The following is a 16,921-nucleotide window of genomic DNA, read 5'->3' as shown; positions in this document are numbered from 1 at the left end:
GTCGGGGATTTACCTCCACGATTAATGCTCGACCTCTATCGCCAGCCTTCCACCCTGTATTCTTTCATGCCCCGGGGCGGCCGCTCTGCAATGACCGTTAGGGTGGGCACCCCGTGCCCACCGAACGTTCGCAGACCGCACGCGCTTGGTGGGCACAGAGGTGCCCACTCTACGGCTATCAGGATCGATCACAACGCGGGATTTAATAATGTCTTGTCGACCGACATATCGACCGCCCGCGCAACGACCACCGTGACGTTGTCGCGCCCGCCATTGGCGAGCGCCAGCCCGACGAGGGTCTGCGCCGCCTGCGCGCAATCGCCGTCGGCCAGCGTCTCGCGGATTTCCTGCTCCGACACAGGATTGCTGAGACCATCGCTGCACAGCAGGAAGATGTCGCCGTCGCGCGCGTCCAGGGTCGTCACCTCGACCTCCAGCGTATCGCTCGCGCCCACCGCACGCGTGATCATGTTGGCGCCCACGGCGGCCGCCGCCGCATCGATGCCGCGCGCCTGCAGTGCCGCGGCCTGGCTGTGGTCGCGCGTGAGCTGCTGCAGGCGGCCCTGGCGGTAAAGGTAGATGCGGCTGTCGCCCGCCCACACGCAAGCCACGTCCGTCCCGCAGGACAGCAGCACGACGACCGTGCTGCCCATCACGGGCACGTGGCGGGTGCGCGCCTCCGCGCGCAAGGCATCGTTGACCTGCACGAGCGTCGTGCGCACGGCGTCGACGAAGCGGGCCAGGCTTGCCGGCGGCGGCAAGCGGTCGAGCGCTTCGACGACGGTGCGGCTCGCCACGTCGCCGAATGCATGACCGCCCATGCCGTCCGCCACGGCCCACAGGCCGCGCTGCGGCTGCGCGAGGCAGGCATCTTCGTTGCGGCTGCGCACCCGACCTACGTCCGTCTGCGCGGCGGACATCCAGTGGAAGACGGGATCGCAGCTCATGACCGGCTCGGGCTTCAGGTCGTCGGGCGTACGGCTTTGTTGAGACTGCTTTCATCCACGCCCACGTTCAGCGAGGCGTTCGCGCCGGTATTGTTGACCGATACCATCTGATACTGGTTGATCATCTGGTCGGCGTAATTATTGATCTGGTAAAAATTGATCACCGGCGTCTGGCGCGGCGCCGCGTCGACGTACGGCAGTATCCAGCCGAACACCCATGGCGCCCCGCCACCGCCATTGATGACCGACATGGCCTTGCGGTCCAGTGCCATGCTGGCAGGAAGATCTTTGACGGTAATGGTAGCCATATGCCTCTCCAGACGGGAAGAAGGGAGACCGGAGGCCGGTCTCCCCAGTGTAGTCCAAATTTTCCGCTTGTCGCGGTCCGTCGTGCGTTCTTTCAACGGCGCACGATCGTGTTCTTGCCGTTCTGCGCGACGTCGTTGTCGACGCGGACGCCCTCCACGAACGCCGAACCGTTGGCGGTGGCGGTGAGCGCGCTCTGCGCCTGGCCGAGGTTCTGCATCGCATTGATCGACGAGTCGTCGCTGCCGGCATATTTGATGTCGCCGAACATGTAGGTCGCGGCGTTGACCTTCCAGCCGCCGCGCACGGCGGACATGGTCGGGCGGTCGAGGCGTTCGCTGCGGGCGAGGTCGGTGATGATCACGGTTTTCATGGCGGTCTCCGGTCAGAACACGGCGCGGTTCTCGCCCCACAGCGAGGCGGCCAGGCGCACGTCCGGGCCAACGAAGCCCGCGCCGACGACGCCATTGTTGTTGAGGACATTGACGCTGATTTGCTGGAACTGGCCGAGTTGCTGGTTGACGTTCACGTTGACGTTGACGTCCTTGCCCACGCCCACGCCGGCGAAGCCGCCGCGAACGGTTGCCATGGCCTGGTTGTCGAGTGCGGCGCTGTGCGCCAGGTCGCGGATTTGAATGGATGACATGATGTTCTCCTGTATGTGTATGGTGGGAGTGCCGCGCGGAAGCGGGACCGGTCCCGCGCGGCAGCAACTCAGCCGATGATCTTGTTCTTGCCGTTCTGGTTCGTCGTGTTGGTCACGGTCACGCCGGCCAGGAAGGCCGAGTCGTTGGCCGTTGCCGTCAGCACGTTCTGCTGCTGGCCCAGGCTCTGCATCGCGTTGATCGACGAGTCGGACGACGGGGCGTAGGTGAAATCGCCCATCTTGAACGACGGTGCGTAGTATTCGTTGTGGCCGCCGCGCACTGCCGCCATGGCGGTGCGGTCCAGTTGTTCGGCGCGGTCCAGGTCTTTGATGGTCAGGGTTTTCATGGTGTTCTCCTCGGATTGAATGGCGATAGATGGTTGGAATACGTTGCGCCGATCAGTGACGGACGATCACGTTCTTGCCGTCCTGCGACACGTTGTTCTGGACGTTCACGCCGTCGACGAAAGCCGAACCGTTGGCCGTGGCCGTCATCACGTTCTGGATCTGGTTCAGGCTCTGGCTGGCATTGATCGACGAGTCGGACGTCGGGGCGTAGGTGTAATTGCCGAAGGTGTACGACGGTGCGTAGTAGTCGTTATGGCCGCCGCGCACGGTGGTCATGGTGGCGCGGTCCAGGGTCTCGGTACGGGCCAGGTCGGTGATGATCAGGGTTTTCATGGTCAAAGCTCCTTGAGGTTTCGGTTGGTTGGTCGAGGCATTTATCTGCGCTCGATGGTCTTATTGCGAAATGCGTGCCAGGTCTTCGCGCCAGCTTGTCATCGCACGGTAAGTCATTGAAAAACAAGGATAAATCACCAAAATCTCAGCATTGAGGAAACCTGCGTCTCACGGTCTGGCGCATGGGGCCTGACGGGTCGAATCCAACACATTCAGCAGGCTGTTCGGTGCGATCCAACATGCTCTGGCCCGTGAGCCCGGCACGTTGTCGCAGACTGCGGCACGCCGCAAGAATGCGAAATTTCATGTACGGGCTGGCAGTTTTTGTTATTGCAATCTTTCCTTCCAGCGCATCAAATGCACGACATACATATCAACGACGACCGTTCGCAGGCAAAGAACCGGCGATTGTTGAAATCGATTTCTCAACAGCCCGGACAGGAGGAGATACCAGGCCGGGCACCTTCACGAAAGGTATAACAAGCAATGAAATCACTGTTATCGAAGGCAATGTTCGGCATGGCGATATGCGCCGCGCCTTTTGCACATGCGCAAAGCTGCGGCAGCGGTGGCGGCGCAACGGTCTGCCTGACCGCGACCGGCAACGGCGGCAACGTCCAGTTGAACTGGACCGTCAGCGGCAGCGCCGTCAGCGGCATCCAGGTCTATCGCGACATGGATCCGGATCCCGCCGGACGCACTCGCATTGCCCAACTAGGGAACTCGGCCACCAGCTATACGGACACCGCGGCCACGCCGGGCGTCGCGTACTGGTACTGGGTCAAGTTCACGGCCGGCGGTAACGGCTATAACTCCGGCGTCGCCCGTGCCGTGCGCGTGGGCGTCATGCGCGACATGACCAGCATGCAGATGTCGACGACGATGATGCCCGGCTGGAACCTCGGCAATACGCTGGAAGCGTCGGGCACGTACGTATGGGGCAGCAACACGTTCGCGGAAGGGAATTGGGCGCCTGCAGCCACCCAGACGATGTTCAACAGCATCAAGGCGGCGGGTTTCAAGAGCGTGCGCATCCCCATCTCGTGGAAGCAATACGCGGACGCCAGCGACAACATCAGCCCGCAGTGGATGGACCGTGTGACGACAGTCGTGAACTATGCCCACAACGCGGGCCTGGTGGCGATGATCAACGTCCACTACGACGGCGGCTGGATGGTCCCGACCTATGCCCAGCAGAGCGCGGCCAATGCGCGCCTGACGAAGTTCTGGACGCAGATCGCCAACAACTTCAAGAACCACGACGACACGCTGCTGTTCGCGGGCACGAACGAGGTGCACGTCGAGGGTAACTACAATGCGCCGACGGCGGAAAACTGCGACGTGCAGAAGGGCTTCAACCAGGCCTTCATCAACGCCGTGCGTGCCACCGGCGGCAACAACGCGACACGCCACCTCGTCGTCCAGGCCTACAACACGAACATCGACTTTTCGACGTCGTGCAACGTGACGATGCCAGGTGACTGGGTCGCGAACCGCCTGTCGATGGAAGTGCACTTCTACGATCCGTTCGACTTCACGCAGACGTACAACTCGACGTCGTGGAAGTGGGGGCAGGCCGCCGATCCGGGCGGCTGGGCCAACGAACCCTATGTCGACGCCGAGTTCCAGAAGATGAAAACGAATTTCGTCGACAAGGGCGTGCCCGTGATCCTGGGCGAATATGCGGCGGTCTCGCGTGCGCAATACGACCCGGCCGGTACGTATCGCAAGTACTGGGACCAGTACATCACGCATTCCGCGTTCACGCATGGCATGGTGCCGATGTATTGGGATAACGCCGGCACGAACGACCAGCAGTCGGGCCTGTTCAACCGGTCGACCGCTGCGCAGGTGTATCCGGACGTGATCAGCACGATCGTGAACGCGGCCAAGTAACAGTCAATGAAGGGGCGGGCGACCGCCCCCTGTTTCCTGGCAGGTTTTCCGCATGAAACGGAAAGGTTCAGCGTGGCGACAGTTTGTCGCTGCCCGGCCTTGCGGCCGCGATCCGCACCGGATCGAACAGCCGGACCCTGGGCGAGACGGGCCGCACGAAGCGTCCGCCCGCGCGCAGGCGCGACCCGCCCGCGATCGCCAGCATCGCCTGGCGATCCAGCTCGGTGTTTTCCGATAAATCCTTGATGACGATGGTAGCCATGATGCCTCCTGGGAATGTCACGTTAACGGGCTGAGTCCCCTTGCCGGGACAGGCCGGCAAGGGGATGGTGCAAAGGGCGGCGGTCTCAGAGTACGACCTTGTTCATACCCTTCAGTGCGGCGGCCACATCGATATCGGGGCCGACGAACCCGGCGCCGATCACGCCGTTGTTGTTCAGGACGTTCACGTCGATCTGCTGGAACTGCGCCAGTTGCTGGTTGACGTTCAGCGTGACGTTGACGTCCTTGCCGAAGGCGCTGCCGCCTTGCACTGCCGACATCGCCTGGTGGTCCAATTCGTTGCGATGGGACAGGTCGTGGATTGCGATGGATGACATGGGTCTCTCCCGTTCAGCCGACGATGACGTTCTTGCCGTTCTGGTGCGTCGTGTTGTTCACGGTCACACCGGACAGGAAAGCCGAATCGTTGGCCGTCGCCGTCATCACGTTCTGCAACTGGCCCAGGCTCTGGGCCGCGTTGATCGACGAGTCCGACGACGGGGCGTAGGTGACGTCGCCCATCTTGTACGACGGCGCATACACGCTCCAGCCGCCGCGCACGGCCGCCATGGCGGTGCGATCCAGTTGTTCGGCGCGGTCCAGGTCCTTGATGATCAGGGTGTTCATATCGATGCTCCTTGAAAGTATAGTCAATGATGGTGTCGTTGCGTTCAGCGGACGATGACGTTCTTGCCGTTCTGGTTCGTCGTGTTGGTCACGGTCACGCCGGCCAGGAAGGCGGAGTCGTTGGCCGTTGCCGTCAGCACGTTCTGCTGCTGGTTCAGGCTCTGCATCGCGTTGATCGACGAGTCGGACGACGGTGCGTAGGTGATATCGCCGAAGGTGTACGACGGTACGTAATATTGGTTGTGGCCGCCGCGCACTGCCGCCATGGCGGTGCGGTCCAGTTGTTCGGCGCGGTCCAGGTCTTTGATGGTCAGGGTTTTCATGGTGTTCTCCTCGGATTGAATGGCGATAGATGGTTGGAATACGTTGCGCCGATCAGTGACGGACGATCACGTTCTTGCCGTCCTGCGACACGTTGTTTTGGACGCTCACGCCGTCGACGAAAGCCGAACCGTTGGCCGTGGCCGTCATCACGTTCTGGATCTGGTTCAGGCTCTGGCTGGCATTGATCGACGAGTCGGACGTCGGGGCGTAGGTGTAATTGCCGAAGGTGTACGACGGTGCGTAGTAGTCGTTATGGCCGCCGCGCACGGTGGTCATGGTGGCGCGGTCCAGGGTCTCGGTACGGGCCAGGTCGGTGATGATCAGGGTTTTCATGGTCAAAGCTCCTTAAAGTTTCGGTTGGTTGGTCGAGGCATTTATCTGCGCTCGATGGTCTTATTGCGAAAGGCGTGCCAGGTCGTTCCAGCAGGTGCCAATCCATACGCAAGTCATTGAAAATAAAGGAATTTTAGTAAATAAGCAGAAAAACTCGGCGGTACGACAACGACGCGCGGCGCCGGCTACTGACGGGTCCGATCCAACACTTTTCCGGCACCTGTTCGGCGCGATCCCACACCCTCGCTGGGGGGAGCGGCGTGCGCGGCTTGATCATCGGGCGTTTCATGCTAGTCTCAAGAAACGCCCGGGATACAGACAACACTATGGACAGCCTCGCCCACGCGATCCGGCAATTGCAGACCGGCGCCTTGCCGCGTACGGAGTTCTTTGCCCATGTCGACCACGTGCTCGAGACCGCTCCCGAGAGCGTGGGCCGACTGCTCGAAGTCTTGAGCGAGGAACATGCGCGCAAACCGCTGCCGGGCGAGGTCTACACGGAAATCCAGCACCGCATCGAGCGCCTGATCGTGGCGCGCCAGCGCAAGGGCGGCGACGACACGTTCGTCCAGACCCGCCCCGGCGCGAACACCTTGCGCGACCCGCCGCCCCCGCTCCCGCCACGCGACGATCCCGACCCGGAACCCGAGCGCATGAAAGGCGTCGGCGACACGCTGAACAACCGCTTCGTGCTGGAAGAATGCATCGGCTTCGGCGGCATGGGCACCGTCTACAAGGCGCTCGACCTGCGCAAGCTGGAAGCGTCCGACCGCAAGCCGTATATCGCCATCAAGGTGCTGAACGTCCAGTTCCGCGGCCATCCGAAATCGCTGATTGCCCTGCAGCGCGAGGCACGCAAGGCGCAGGCGCTGGCGCATCCGAACATCGTGTCCGTCTACGATTTCGACCGCGACGGCCCGATGGTCTACCTGACGATGGAGTACCTGAAGGGCAAGCCCTTGAGCCAGGTGTTGCGCGCGCCGGGCTTTGCCGGCATGCCGTATGCCGACGTGTTGCGCATCGTGACGGGGATGGGCAACGCGCTCGCGTACGCGCACGCGCACGGCTTCGTCCACTGCGACTTCAAGCCCGGCAACGTCGTGCTGACCGATTCCGGCAACGTCAAGGTCATCGATTTCGGCATCGCCCGCGTGTTTCAGAAAACGGAAGAGGACGTCGACGTCACCGTGTTCGACCCGGGCAGCCTGGGCGCGCTCACGCCCGCGTACGCGAGCCCGGAGATGCTGGAGCACCTCGACCCCGACCCGCGCGACGACATCTACGCGCTCGCCTGCATCGCCTACGAAATGCTGACGGGACGGCATCCGTTCACGGGCGCATCCGCGCTGCAGGCGCGCGGCGCCGGCATGAAACCGCAGCGTCCGCCCGGTCTCGCGCGCGGGCCATGGCATGCGCTCAAGTGCGGCCTCGCACTCGAGCGGAGCGCACGCACGCCCACGGTCGAGCGCTTCCTGCACGACTTCGGCTCGGGCGCATCGAAGGCGCGCTACGGCATGTTGGCGGGCGCGGCGGCAGGCGTCGTCGCGGCTGCCGCGTTGGGCGCGGCCGGCTGGCACTGGATGCACGGCAAGCCGCCGGTGCCGGCGACGGTATCCACGCCACCCGCATCGACACCTGCAGCCACGCCGCCCGCTGCCGTGCACGAGCCCATCCAGGCAGCGCCGCCGCCGGCCGCGACCGTACCGGCACCTGTACCTGCACCCGCGCCTGCGCCGACACCGGCCGCCATCGCCGCCGCGCTGTCACGCATCCCGTGCGCGGCACTCGTCGGCAACGTCGACGGCCATGCGGTGACGGTACGCGGCCTGCTGTCGACGCCGCCCGGCCCCGGCGGCTTGAAGGAACAGCTCGCCGCGCTGCCCGGCGTCGCGGCCGTGCAGCTCGACGTCGCGCAGGTGGGCCGCGACAAGTGTCCCGTGCTGTCGGCCCTGGGCCCGTACTGGGCCGCCTACCGCCAGGCCGGCGGCGGTGCCGCCATCCATCTCGCGGGCGCGCACGGACCGGACGCGCAGCTGACCGAGGGCGACTCGCTGATGGTCGACGTGACGACGCCGGCAGTGGAGTCGTATATCGCGGTCGATTATTACTCGCTCGACGGCAGCGTCACGCACCTGCTGCCGAACGAGCGCGCGCGCGACAACCGGGCACCGCCGAACTACACGGCCACCATCGGCAGCCTCGGCGAATGGGGCATCGGCAAGCCGTTCGGCGCGGAACTGGTCGTGCTGCTGACGACACCCGCGCCGCTGTTCGACGGCGTGCGCCCGATCTCCGAACCGGCCGCCGGCTACCTGGCCGACGTGGCCGGCCGCCTCGACAAGATGCGCGCGAAGGACTCGATCGCCGTCGAGTTCCTGCAGATCCACACGCGCCCGCGCTGACGGTGCATCACTTGAGGCTGCGTGCGACGCGGAACCCGTTCTGCGAATGGCGCACGCTCGCGTCGTATTTGAAACGGGTGGACGCGACCATGTACGGCGCGCCTTCGCGCCACGACCCGCCCCGGATGACGCGCACGCGGCAATCGGACTCGTCCCACGCGCGGCCGTCGGCAGGCGCGCCCTTGAAGTTGTTGTGCCAGCAGTCGGCGACCCATTCCCACACGCCGCCGCTCGTGTCGTACACACCGTACGGGTTGGCGGCGAAGCTGCCGACGTTCGCGGGCGCGTCTTCCGCCCACGGCTTGCCGCATTCCTTGCAGTTGGCCTTGCCCTGCGTCATTTGTTCTCCCCACCAGTAGCGCGTGGCCGTGCCGCCGCGTGCCGCGCGTTCCCATTCGGCCTCGGTGGGCAGGCGGTACGGCTTGCCGCTGACGGTGGCCAGCCATTTCACGTACTGCTGCGCGTCGTCCCAGCTGACGTCGCGCATGGGCGCCGTCGGGCTCGTGTTCGGCCGCTGGGCGATCTTCTGGCATGCGCCGGCAGCCGCGCACGCGTTCCACTCCTGCACGGAGACTTCGTAGCGGCCGATCGCGAATGGCCCGACCGTGACCGCATGCGCCGGCTTCTCGCTGGGGTCGCTCGTGTTATTCCCCATCGTGTAGGTGCCGCCGGGAATGGAGACGAGCGTCGGACAGGCCGGACAATCCTTGATGTCGGTGCCGGCCGCGACCGTGTGCGCGGGCGTCGCTGCGGCAGCAGGCGCAGGCGCAGGCGCGGTCGTCTTCGCGGGCGGCGGCGGTTTCGGCACCGCTTCATGCACGACGGGCGGCGGGGGCTTAGGTGTCGGCGTGGCCGCGGCCGGCTGCGCCGCGCGCAAACGGGCCAGGCGTGCCTGCGCGAGCGCGGCGAAGCGGCCTTTCGGATACTGCTTCAAATAGGCCTCGTAATCGCTGGCCTGGTTGCTGTCCTTGATCGTTTCCCAGAACGCCAGTTCGAACTGCTCCGCGCTGTTCTTGGGAACGACGCCGACGAGTTCGATGCGCGGCGCGCGGTCCTGCGCTGCCGCCACGCCCACCCACGCCGGCCCCGCCAGCACGACTATCATCAGAAGCCGTTGCCACATGACGCCCTCCCGCTCTCGATTTGGCTACATTCGACAGAAGTGCCTTGCGATCTGGCTCCGAGTGTGCCAGATTTAGAAGTATTGACGCGCACCTCAGCTTGCCCTAGCCAGGAGCTATCGATCATGCGCTTTCCTTTGTTATTCCCTGTCCTGCTGACGGCGGCCCTGTGCGCCGGTCCTGCCACTGCGCAACGGAGCACAGCGCCCGAAAACGCGCAGGTGTATTTCATCTGGCCCCACGACGGCACCGTCATCAACGGCGGCAAGTTCTGGGTACGGATGGGCCTGCGCAACATGGGGGTCGCGCCGAAAGGCACCGCGGTCCCCAACACGGGCCACCACCACCTGTTGATCGATACCGACCCGCCGCCGATGACCGAGCCGATCCCGAACGACCGCAACCACCTGCACTTCGGCGCCGGCGAAACGGAAGCGCGCGTCGAACTTCCGCCCGGCAAGCATACTTTGCAACTGCTGCTGGGCGACAAGGACCACATGCCGCACGACCCGCCCGTCATGTCGAAGAAGATCACCGTCACGGTGAAATAGCCGCCGCGCCGGCCATCCGAGGGAGACCATCATGCGCAACCTGTTGCCCGCCGCCGTCGCCCTGGCGGCCCTCGTCGCCGTCGCACCGGCCGGCTCGACCGATGCCCCGTCCAACGCGTACTGCTATATCGGCTGGCCATCGGACGGCGCCGTGCTCCCGGCGGGCAAGCCCTTCCGCGTGTGGTTCGGCCTGCGCAACATGGGGGTCGCGCCGAAAGGCGTCGTGGCCAAGAACACGGGCCATCACCACCTGCTGATCGATGCCGACGTGCCGCCGCCCGGCCAGGAAATCCCGTCCGATCGCAACCACCTGCACTTCGGCGCGGGCGAGACGGAAACGATGCTCGAGCTGCCGCCCGGGAAGCACACGCTGCAGCTCGTGATGGGCGACGACAAGCACATCGTCCACAGCCCGCCCGTCGTGTCGAGGAAAATCACGATCACCGTCAAGTGACGCCCGCCCGGGCACGGAAACGACCGCCGCCATGGAACCGAACGCATCATTCGTCCCTACCAGCGCCGGCCCCGTGCGTGCGTACCTGGAATGGATGGGGACGGCATCCAGCAAGCCGGCCGTGTTCCCCCTGCATGAAGAGGCCGTGCTCGGCCGCAACGCGCAGGATGCGCTCGCGTCCGACAAATACGTGTGCATCCCGGAGCAGACGGTCAGCCGCCGCCACGCGCGCATCCGGCGCCGCGGCGCCAGCTATTTCATCGAGGACCTCCATTCGAGCAACGGCACGTTCGTGTCCGGCGAGCGGCTGTCGCCCGGCACGTGGCACCCGCTGACGGAAGGCGACGAGCTGGGGCTCGCGTCCGCGCGCCTCGTGTTCCACTCGCTGCTCGTACCGGAGCGAGGCGCGGCCCAGGCCGTGATCACGCGCTCCGTCGACGCCACGCAGTTCGCCCCCATCGTCGACACGCGCCACGCCGACCGCGACGAGCTTGAGAACACGGTGCACCGGCTACATGCGATGGCCCAGGTCGGCATCGCGCTGGGCGCCGTCACCGACCAGGACACACTGATCGAAAAGCTGATGAATTTTATTTTCGACCTGTTCCCTGCCGCCGAGCGCGCGTTCATCATGCTGCGCCCGAGCGAGCGCGATCCGCCGCAACCCGTCGCCGCGCGCCGCCGCGGCGGGGCCGCGGAAGACCCGACGCAGATGCGCATCTCGCGCACCATCGTCGACGAAGTGCTGGGGCGCAAGCGCGCGATCCTGTCCGTCGACACGCTGGCCGACCGCCACTTCGGCGCGCACGAGTCGATCGTCGCCCAGGCGATCCTCAGCGTCATGTGCGTGCCGCTGATCCTCGGCGACGACGTGCTGGGACTGATCCAGGTCGACACATCGTCCGACCGCCACGCATTCCAGGACGCCGACCTGGAAATCCTCAGCGGCGTGTGCGCGGAGACGGCCGTCGCATTGAAAAATTTCCAGCTGTACTCCGACATCAAGGGCTTGCTGGACGGCTTCGTGTGCGCCTCCGTGCAAGCCATCGAGGAACGCGACCCCGTCACGGCCGGCCACTCGTTCCGCGTGGCGGGTTACGCCGAGAACCTGGCGCTGGCGCTCGCGCGCACGGACGACCCCGCGCTGCGCCGGCATGCGTTCACACCCGCGCAGCTGCGCGAGATCCGGTATGCCGCGCTGCTGCACGACTTCGGCAAGGTGGGCGTGCGCGAACACGTGCTGCGCAAGGAGAAGAAGCTGCACCACGCCGACATGCGGCTGCTGGAACAGCGCTTCCGCTACGCCCGCGCCTGTCTAGAGCGGCAGGCCTGGCGCAACCTGACGGAACGCCAGTTGCGTGGCGAGCTGGACGCCGACGGCCTGCGCCGCGAGCGCGACCGCATCGAGGCGCAACTGGCCGACGAGGGCGCGCGCCTGGACGATTTCCTCGACACCATCGTGCGCGCGAACGAACCCGCCATCTCGCACGGCCCGCCACCGGCCGGCCTCGACGCGATCCACGACCACGTGTGCGCAGGCATCGACGACCCGGCGTTCAAGTTGCTCGGCGACGAGGAATACGCGGCGCTGTCCATCGGCAAGGGCTGCCTGACGCCGGACGAGCGGCGCCAGATCGAAGCGCACGTGGCCGATTCGTATTCCTTCCTGATCCTGATCCCGTGGACGCGCGAACTGGCCGGGGTGCCCGCGATCGCGCACGGGCACCACGAAAAGCTGGACGGCTCCGGCTACCCGATGGGCTTGTCCGGCGCGCAGATCAGCGTGCAGACGCGCATCCTCACGATCAGCGACATCTACGACGCACTGACGGCACGCGACCGCCCGTACAAGCAGGCGATCCCGGCCGAACAGGCGCTCGACCTGATCGCCGAGGAATGCCGCGCCGGCCACGTGGACGAAAACCTGTTCAACGTCTTCGTCGAATCGAAGGCATGGCAGGCGCGGCCGAGCGCCTGACGACACCTCACGAGGCGAGCCATGGACACACGCCCCCCTTGGAACAGCACGCACCCGGCACGGGCATTGGCGGCATGCGGCGCCGCCGTGCTGCTGTGCGGTTGCGCCGACGTCAGCATGAAACCGTACAAGACCCCCGACACACCCGCCAAGACGGGCTGGGCCGGCACGCAGGCGCCGCCGACCGCCCCGAGCGTGCTGGTCGAGCAGGATTGGTGGAAGGGCTTCCGCGACCCCGAACTGGACGGCCTCGTCGCGCGCGCCGTGCACGACAACGTCGATCTCAAGATCCTCGCCGCGCGCACGAAGATGGCCGGCGCGCAGATCGAGGAAGCCCGCGCGGGCGCGTTGCCCACGCTCGACGCGGGCGCGGGCGCCAGCTTCGAAAAGAGCACCGGACAAAAATTCAGCAAGCAGTTCAACCTGGGCACGCAGGTCAACTGGGACGTCGACGTGTGGGGCAAGGTCGCGAAGGGCGCGGAAGCGCAGACGGCCGAGTTCCACGCCACCGAGGCCGACTGGCGCGCCGGCTACCTGACGCTCGCGTCCGACGTCGCGACGACGTACTTCCAGATCCTGCAGTTCGACGAGCAGATCGACCGCCAGCAGAAGACCCTGGACAAGAACAAGCAGATCCTCGCCACGTACGAAGCGATGCAGCAGCAGGGCCTGCTGCCGGAGACGCGCGTGATCCAGCAGCGCGCCGAGATCAACCGTCTCAGCAACGACCTGATCGAACTGGGCCGGCTGCGCGCGCTGTCCGGTAATGCGCTCGCCACGTTGCTCGGCGTGCCTGCCGGGAATTTCCAGCTGCCGAAAGGTGCCCTGCAAGACCGCGTGCAACTGCCCGCCGTGCCCGAGGGCCTGCCGTCCGACCTGCTCAAGCGCCGGCCCGACGTCGTGGCGGCCGAGTACCGCGTGCTCGAATCGTACGACCTGGTCGGCCAGGCCAAGCTGGCGCAACTGCCGTCGATCAGCCTGACGGGCCGCGGCGGCACGTCGAGCTTCGCGCTCGGCTCGCTGTTGAAGTCGTTCACGTTCGGGCTACTGCCCAGCATCAACTTCCCCATCTTCGACCCGGGCGTGAAAGCGCACATCAAGACGAGCCAGGCCAACAATGAGGTGGCCGAACAGCAGTACCGCAAGGTCGTGATGGACGCGTTCGCGGAAGTGGAAAACGCGCTCGTCAACCTCGACGCGCACAAGCGCCAGCGCGTGGAGCTGCAGCAGCAGGCGCAGCGGCTGGGTGTCGTCGCCGCGGCGGTGGAGGCGCAGCTGAAGGAAGGCGTCGTCTCGCAGCTGGAAGTGTTCGAGGCCGAGCGCTCGCTGCTGGGCGCGCAACTGGCGCTGCTCGCGAACCACCAGCAGATCCTGGCCGACACGGTCACCCTGTACAAGGCACTGGGCGGCGGCTGGCCCCCGGTGGACGTGCGCAATGTGGCGCGCAACTGAGCCGGAATGGCCGCCATGGCGTCCGACGTGACGATGGCCGCAGCCCGCCCCGCGACGGAGACCGGCGTGCGGATCGTGCTCGAGCCCGCGTCTCACCCCGAGCTGGCGCCGATCCAGATCCACGACAGCCTGTTCGCGATCGGCCGCGCGGAAGCGCCGTTCGATGCCTACCCGCCCGAACTGTCGGCTGAACTGTCGAGGCGCCATGCGCGCATCTTCTGCGAGCACGACGCCGTCTACCTCGCCGACCTCGGCAGCACGAACGGCACGAGCCTGAACGGCGTGGCCGTCAAGACGGCGATTGCCCCGCTGCGCGACGGCGACACGGTCGGCTTCGGCAAGGCGCTGCGCTACCGCGTGCACCTGCGGCACGGCCCCGCGCCGCCGCCGCGCGCGCGCCTCGCGAGCCTCACGTTGACGCCGAAACTGAACGGCGCAGCGCTGCAGACCATCGTCATCACGAACTTCCCCTTCCTCGTCAGCAAGAGCGAAGAGACGTTCGCGCGCTACCGCGACAGCGAACCGGCGCAGGTGAACTACCTGTCGCGCCGCCACGCGCACCTGTTCCTGAAAAGCGGCGAGCCGTACGTGGAAGACCTGGGCAGCACCAACGGCACGTTCGTCAACGGCACGCGCCTGGAGGCGCAGGCCGTGCCGCTGCACGAGGGCGACACGCTCGCGTTCGGCGGCCGCCATTTCGTCTACCGCGCCAGCATGCAATGGGAAACGCCCGTGTCCGACACGGCGCCCACGCGCATCGGCGTGACGCAAGTCCCGCCCGGCGTCGACGTCGACCGCACGACGTTCGTCGCAGCCGCCGATTCCTTCCTCGACATCTTCTGCGTCGAGCCCGCGCAGGCGGCGGGCAACGAGGCGGAGAACACGCCCCCCGACACGGCACCGGAAGCACCGCGCGATGACAGCCTCGTCGCCCGCGTCGCGCGCAGGCTGGGCCTCAAGACCGTGCCCGATGCGCGGCGCCTGGCCCGGTGGGGCGCGGCCGCGCTCGTGCTCATCGTTGGAGTCGCCTGGCTGCTACTGCGCGATGGCAGCCCCGAAAGCAGGACGGAAGACTTGCTGGCGCGTGGCGACTACGCGCGTGCCGCCGCCGTGGCCGCCAGCGGGCTCGATGCGGACCCGGGCAACGCCCACCTGCGCGCGCTCGACACGGAGGCGCAGCTGAAAGCGACCTTGCCGGCGTGGATGGCGGCCGTCGACAAGAAACAGTTCGGACGCGCGACGGCCCTGACGGACGCCATGCGCCGCCAGGGCAGCAGCAATCCCGACCTCGTGCCGCTGTTGGCCGAGCTCGACTGGGTCGTGCGCGTGCGCGCGTACGCGGCCGCGCGCGGCGGCGCGCAGGCACCCGTGCGCGACGCGGCGGACGCCGCCCGCATCCGCCAGTTCCAGAAGCAGTGGGAAGACCAGGGCGACGCCTACCAGCGCGCCTTCGTCATCATGTCCGCCCAGGTGCCGGCGTACCGCGACGCCTACGCCGCGGCACTGAGCGATATCCGCAAGCTCGCATTGCAGGAGGCCAGCCATGAAGCTGCCAGCCCTGAAACCAAAACCGATGACGCCGCTGAGCGAAGCCCTCGAGGACCATAGCGCCGAAGGCATCGGCATCCTCACCGCCGTGCCGTGGCGTTTTACGCAAGCGCTGGTGTACGCGATGGTGGCGCTCGTCTTCACGGCCCTCGTGTGGTCGTTCTTCGGCCACGCCGACGTGCTCGTGACGGCCGGCGGCGCGCTCGTGCCCGCGTCCGACGTGCGCCGGCTGTACGCCCCCATCGACGGCGAGCTGAGCAACATCTACATCGCCGAGGGCCAGCCCGTGAACAAGGGCGACGTCGTCGCGCGGCTGTACGCCCGCGGCGCGATCGAGGCGGCCAAGAACGCGCTGGAAGCGCGCCTGAAACTCGAGGATGCGGAACGCGACTGGAAGGAATTCCCGGAGAAGAAGGCGCTGATGGAACACCGCGTGGCCGTGCTGAAGGAAGCGGTCGAGGTCGAGGAGCGCCAGCACCGCCAGCGCCTCGCGGAAGGGACGAGCCGCCTGGCGCAGGGCCAGTCTGCGCAACAGCAGGAAGCGCGGACGAACCTCGACGAAGCCAAACGGGCGCGCGACGCGGCCAAGGACGAGGCCGACAAGTACGCGCGCCTGTTCGCGGCGCCCGGCGGCGGCGGCGTGTCGCAACTGCAGGTCGAGACGAAGAAGAACGCGCTGCTGGCGGCCGAGAACGCCGTGCGCGTGGCGCAGTCGCGCATCGCGGAGCTGGGCGCGCGCCAGAGCGTGGAAGCGACGCAGGCACGCTCGGAACTCGAGACGAGCGGCCAGGAATTGTCGAAGCTGCGCTTACAGCTGGAAGCGGCCGAACGCGAGATGGACAATGCGGAAGACAAGATGCGGCTGCAGGTGCAGACGGCACGTCTCGTCGCCGACGCCGCCGCGCGCATCAAGTTCGAGAACATCGACAAGGAAAACTTCCTGCTGATCGTCGCGCCCGTCGACGGCGTCATCACGGACGTCACGTCGACGCAGCCGGGCGACAAGATCCAGGCGAACACACCGCTGGGCGGCATCGCGCCGAAGAACGCGAAGCCGATCATGAAGATCGAGATCGCGGAGCACGACCGCGGCTTCCTGCGCGAAGGCTTGCCCGTGCAGCTGAAATTCAACGCCTTCCCGTACCAGCGCTACGGGCTGATCCGCGGCACCCTGCAATTCATCTCGCCCGCGACGAAGGCGTCGCCACAGACCCGGCAACCCGTATACGAAGGCCGCGTCACGCTGGACCAGGATCACTACAAGGTGGGCGAGACGGTCTATCCGCTGCGCTACGGGATGACGGCCGTCGCGGAGATCGTCGTGCGCGAACGCCGCCTCATCGATCTCGCGCTCGACCCGTTCCGCAACGTCGGCGGGTAGGCTCCCTGCGACG

General features: G+C 66.3%; 20 protein-coding genes. 8 read left to right on the top strand and 12 right to left on the bottom strand.

The window, feature by feature from the left end; all coding sequences use genetic code 11:
• Nucleotides 1-188 precede the first annotated feature (188 nt).
• The 6 genes from HAV22_RS29565 to HAV22_RS29540 all read right to left on the bottom strand — a co-directional run bounded on the left by HAV22_RS29565 (nt 189) and on the right by HAV22_RS29540 (nt 2,580).
• Nucleotides 189-947, bottom strand: coding sequence for a PP2C family protein-serine/threonine phosphatase (locus tag HAV22_RS29565; RefSeq protein ID WP_166865032.1), 759 nt, complete (start codon nt 945-947; stop codon nt 189-191).
• A 14-nt stretch (nt 948-961) separates the two neighbouring features.
• Nucleotides 962-1,255 carry a hypothetical protein gene (locus HAV22_RS29560; protein WP_166865029.1) on the bottom strand — a complete coding sequence of 98 codons (294 nt, stop codon included), beginning with the start codon at nt 1,253-1,255 and terminating at the stop codon, nt 962-964.
• 92 nt (nt 1,256-1,347) lie between these two features.
• The gene (locus HAV22_RS29555; RefSeq protein WP_166865026.1) at nt 1,348-1,626 is read right to left on the bottom strand and encodes a hypothetical protein; all 279 of its coding nucleotides are present in this window, start codon (nt 1,624-1,626) and stop codon (nt 1,348-1,350) included.
• Between the two features lie 12 nt (nt 1,627-1,638).
• Entirely contained in the window at nt 1,639-1,899 is a 261-nt protein-coding gene (locus tag HAV22_RS29550; protein WP_166865023.1) for a hypothetical protein, read from the bottom strand.
• A gap of 68 nt (nt 1,900-1,967) precedes the next feature.
• Nucleotides 1,968-2,246 (bottom strand): hypothetical protein, encoded by a 279-nt coding sequence (locus HAV22_RS29545; RefSeq protein ID WP_166865021.1) that lies wholly within the window; start codon nt 2,244-2,246, stop codon nt 1,968-1,970.
• 52 nt (nt 2,247-2,298) lie between these two features.
• Nucleotides 2,299-2,580, bottom strand: a complete 282-nt coding sequence (locus HAV22_RS29540) for a hypothetical protein (protein WP_166865018.1) — start codon at nt 2,578-2,580, stop codon at nt 2,299-2,301.
• A gap of 486 nt (nt 2,581-3,066) precedes the next feature.
• Between HAV22_RS29540 and HAV22_RS29535 the strand changes: the two genes are divergently transcribed.
• On the top strand, nt 3,067-4,476 hold the full coding sequence (locus HAV22_RS29535; protein ID WP_166865015.1) for a glycoside hydrolase family 5 protein: 1,410 nt from the start codon (nt 3,067-3,069) through the stop codon (nt 4,474-4,476).
• A gap of 67 nt (nt 4,477-4,543) precedes the next feature.
• Here HAV22_RS29535 and HAV22_RS29530 read toward each other — a convergent pair whose 3' ends face one another.
• From HAV22_RS29530 to HAV22_RS29510, 5 genes are all read right to left on the bottom strand, one after another.
• Complete coding sequence (locus HAV22_RS29530; RefSeq protein ID WP_166864894.1) at nt 4,544-4,738, bottom strand: hypothetical protein; 195 nt, start codon at nt 4,736-4,738, stop codon at nt 4,544-4,546.
• Nucleotides 4,739-4,823: 85 nt separating this feature from the next.
• Nucleotides 4,824-5,075 carry a hypothetical protein gene (locus tag HAV22_RS29525; protein ID WP_166865012.1) on the bottom strand — a complete coding sequence of 84 codons (252 nt, stop codon included), beginning with the start codon at nt 5,073-5,075 and terminating at the stop codon, nt 4,824-4,826.
• Nucleotides 5,076-5,088: 13 nt separating this feature from the next.
• The gene (locus HAV22_RS29520; protein ID WP_166865009.1) at nt 5,089-5,364 is read right to left on the bottom strand and encodes a hypothetical protein; all 276 of its coding nucleotides are present in this window, start codon (nt 5,362-5,364) and stop codon (nt 5,089-5,091) included.
• A gap of 44 nt (nt 5,365-5,408) precedes the next feature.
• Nucleotides 5,409-5,687, bottom strand: coding sequence for a hypothetical protein (locus HAV22_RS29515; RefSeq protein ID WP_166865006.1), 279 nt, complete (start codon nt 5,685-5,687; stop codon nt 5,409-5,411).
• Nucleotides 5,688-5,739: 52 nt separating this feature from the next.
• Nucleotides 5,740-6,021 (bottom strand): hypothetical protein, encoded by a 282-nt coding sequence (locus HAV22_RS29510; protein WP_166865004.1) that lies wholly within the window; start codon nt 6,019-6,021, stop codon nt 5,740-5,742.
• Between the two features lie 326 nt (nt 6,022-6,347).
• Here HAV22_RS29510 and HAV22_RS29505 point away from each other — a divergent pair, with 326 nt between their 5' ends.
• Nucleotides 6,348-8,423: a serine/threonine protein kinase gene (locus HAV22_RS29505; RefSeq protein ID WP_166865001.1), complete on the top strand. Its 2,076-nt coding sequence runs from the start codon at nt 6,348-6,350 to the stop codon at nt 8,421-8,423.
• A 7-nt stretch (nt 8,424-8,430) separates the two neighbouring features.
• Here the strand turns inward: HAV22_RS29505 and HAV22_RS29500 are convergent, their stop codons facing one another.
• Complete coding sequence (locus HAV22_RS29500) at nt 8,431-9,546, bottom strand: formylglycine-generating enzyme family protein (RefSeq protein WP_166864998.1); 1,116 nt, start codon at nt 9,544-9,546, stop codon at nt 8,431-8,433.
• Between the two features lie 123 nt (nt 9,547-9,669).
• On the opposite strand from HAV22_RS29500, the gene HAV22_RS29495 reads away from it, so the two are divergent.
• Genes HAV22_RS29495 through HAV22_RS29470 form a run of 6 tightly spaced genes read left to right on the top strand, consistent with a single transcriptional unit; the run spans nt 9,670 to nt 16,908 of the window.
• Nucleotides 9,670-10,095 (top strand): DUF4399 domain-containing protein, encoded by a 426-nt coding sequence (locus tag HAV22_RS29495; protein WP_166864995.1) that lies wholly within the window; start codon nt 9,670-9,672, stop codon nt 10,093-10,095.
• Between the two features lie 31 nt (nt 10,096-10,126).
• The gene (locus HAV22_RS29490; RefSeq protein WP_166864993.1) at nt 10,127-10,549 is read left to right on the top strand and encodes a DUF4399 domain-containing protein; all 423 of its coding nucleotides are present in this window, start codon (nt 10,127-10,129) and stop codon (nt 10,547-10,549) included.
• Between the two features lie 31 nt (nt 10,550-10,580).
• Nucleotides 10,581-12,527, top strand: coding sequence for an HD domain-containing phosphohydrolase (locus tag HAV22_RS29485; protein ID WP_229421502.1), 1,947 nt, complete (start codon nt 10,581-10,583; stop codon nt 12,525-12,527).
• Nucleotides 12,528-12,548: 21 nt separating this feature from the next.
• Complete coding sequence (locus HAV22_RS29480) at nt 12,549-13,979, top strand: efflux transporter outer membrane subunit (protein ID WP_166864990.1); 1,431 nt, start codon at nt 12,549-12,551, stop codon at nt 13,977-13,979.
• A 15-nt stretch (nt 13,980-13,994) separates the two neighbouring features.
• On the top strand, nt 13,995-15,587 hold the full coding sequence (locus tag HAV22_RS29475) for an FHA domain-containing protein (RefSeq protein WP_166864987.1): 1,593 nt from the start codon (nt 13,995-13,997) through the stop codon (nt 15,585-15,587).
• Nucleotides 15,523-16,908, top strand: coding sequence for a beta-barrel domain-containing protein (locus tag HAV22_RS29470; protein WP_166864984.1), 1,386 nt, complete (start codon nt 15,523-15,525; stop codon nt 16,906-16,908). Before HAV22_RS29475 ends, HAV22_RS29470 begins: the two co-directional genes overlap by 65 nt.
• Nucleotides 16,909-16,921 lie beyond the last annotated feature (13 nt).

This window comes from Telluria antibiotica, assembly GCF_011682055.1.
Lineage (GTDB): Bacteria > Pseudomonadota > Gammaproteobacteria > Burkholderiales > Burkholderiaceae_D > Telluria > Telluria antibiotica.
Note: the sequence above shows the minus strand (reverse complement) of the source record. Positions and strands in the feature narration are given on the sequence as shown.

Bases quoted from the DNA above. Each gene is read 5' to 3' on its own strand.
- HAV22_RS29530 (WP_166864894.1), bottom strand. From the start codon at position 4,738: ATGGCTACCATCGTCATCAAGGATTTATCGGAAAACACCGAGCTGGAT.
- HAV22_RS29505 (WP_166865001.1), top strand. From the start codon at position 6,348: ATGGACAGCCTCGCCCACGCGATCCGGCAATTGCAGACCGGCGCCTTG.
- HAV22_RS29560 (WP_166865029.1), bottom strand. From the start codon at position 1,255: ATGGCTACCATTACCGTCAAAGATCTTCCTGCCAGCATGGCACTGGAC.
- HAV22_RS29565 (WP_166865032.1), bottom strand. From the start codon at position 947: ATGAGCTGCGATCCCGTCTTCCACTGGATGTCCGCCGCGCAGACGGAC.
- HAV22_RS29485 (WP_229421502.1), top strand. From the start codon at position 10,581: ATGGAACCGAACGCATCATTCGTCCCTACCAGCGCCGGCCCCGTGCGT.
- HAV22_RS29500 (WP_166864998.1), bottom strand. From the start codon at position 9,546: ATGTGGCAACGGCTTCTGATGATAGTCGTGCTGGCGGGGCCGGCGTGG.
- HAV22_RS29545 (WP_166865021.1), bottom strand. From the start codon at position 2,246: ATGAAAACCCTGACCATCAAAGACCTGGACCGCGCCGAACAACTGGAC.
- HAV22_RS29520 (WP_166865009.1), bottom strand. From the start codon at position 5,364: ATGAACACCCTGATCATCAAGGACCTGGACCGCGCCGAACAACTGGAT.
- HAV22_RS29490 (WP_166864993.1), top strand. From the start codon at position 10,127: ATGCGCAACCTGTTGCCCGCCGCCGTCGCCCTGGCGGCCCTCGTCGCC.
- HAV22_RS29550 (WP_166865023.1), bottom strand. From the start codon at position 1,899: ATGTCATCCATTCAAATCCGCGACCTGGCGCACAGCGCCGCACTCGAC.
- HAV22_RS29480 (WP_166864990.1), top strand. From the start codon at position 12,549: ATGGACACACGCCCCCCTTGGAACAGCACGCACCCGGCACGGGCATTG.
- HAV22_RS29475 (WP_166864987.1), top strand. From the start codon at position 13,995: ATGGCGTCCGACGTGACGATGGCCGCAGCCCGCCCCGCGACGGAGACC.
- HAV22_RS29515 (WP_166865006.1), bottom strand. From the start codon at position 5,687: ATGAAAACCCTGACCATCAAAGACCTGGACCGCGCCGAACAACTGGAC.
- HAV22_RS29470 (WP_166864984.1), top strand. From the start codon at position 15,523: ATGAAGCTGCCAGCCCTGAAACCAAAACCGATGACGCCGCTGAGCGAA.
- HAV22_RS29535 (WP_166865015.1), top strand. From the start codon at position 3,067: ATGAAATCACTGTTATCGAAGGCAATGTTCGGCATGGCGATATGCGCC.
- HAV22_RS29555 (WP_166865026.1), bottom strand. From the start codon at position 1,626: ATGAAAACCGTGATCATCACCGACCTCGCCCGCAGCGAACGCCTCGAC.
- HAV22_RS29510 (WP_166865004.1), bottom strand. From the start codon at position 6,021: ATGAAAACCCTGATCATCACCGACCTGGCCCGTACCGAGACCCTGGAC.
- HAV22_RS29525 (WP_166865012.1), bottom strand. From the start codon at position 5,075: ATGTCATCCATCGCAATCCACGACCTGTCCCATCGCAACGAATTGGAC.
- HAV22_RS29540 (WP_166865018.1), bottom strand. From the start codon at position 2,580: ATGAAAACCCTGATCATCACCGACCTGGCCCGTACCGAGACCCTGGAC.
- HAV22_RS29495 (WP_166864995.1), top strand. From the start codon at position 9,670: ATGCGCTTTCCTTTGTTATTCCCTGTCCTGCTGACGGCGGCCCTGTGC.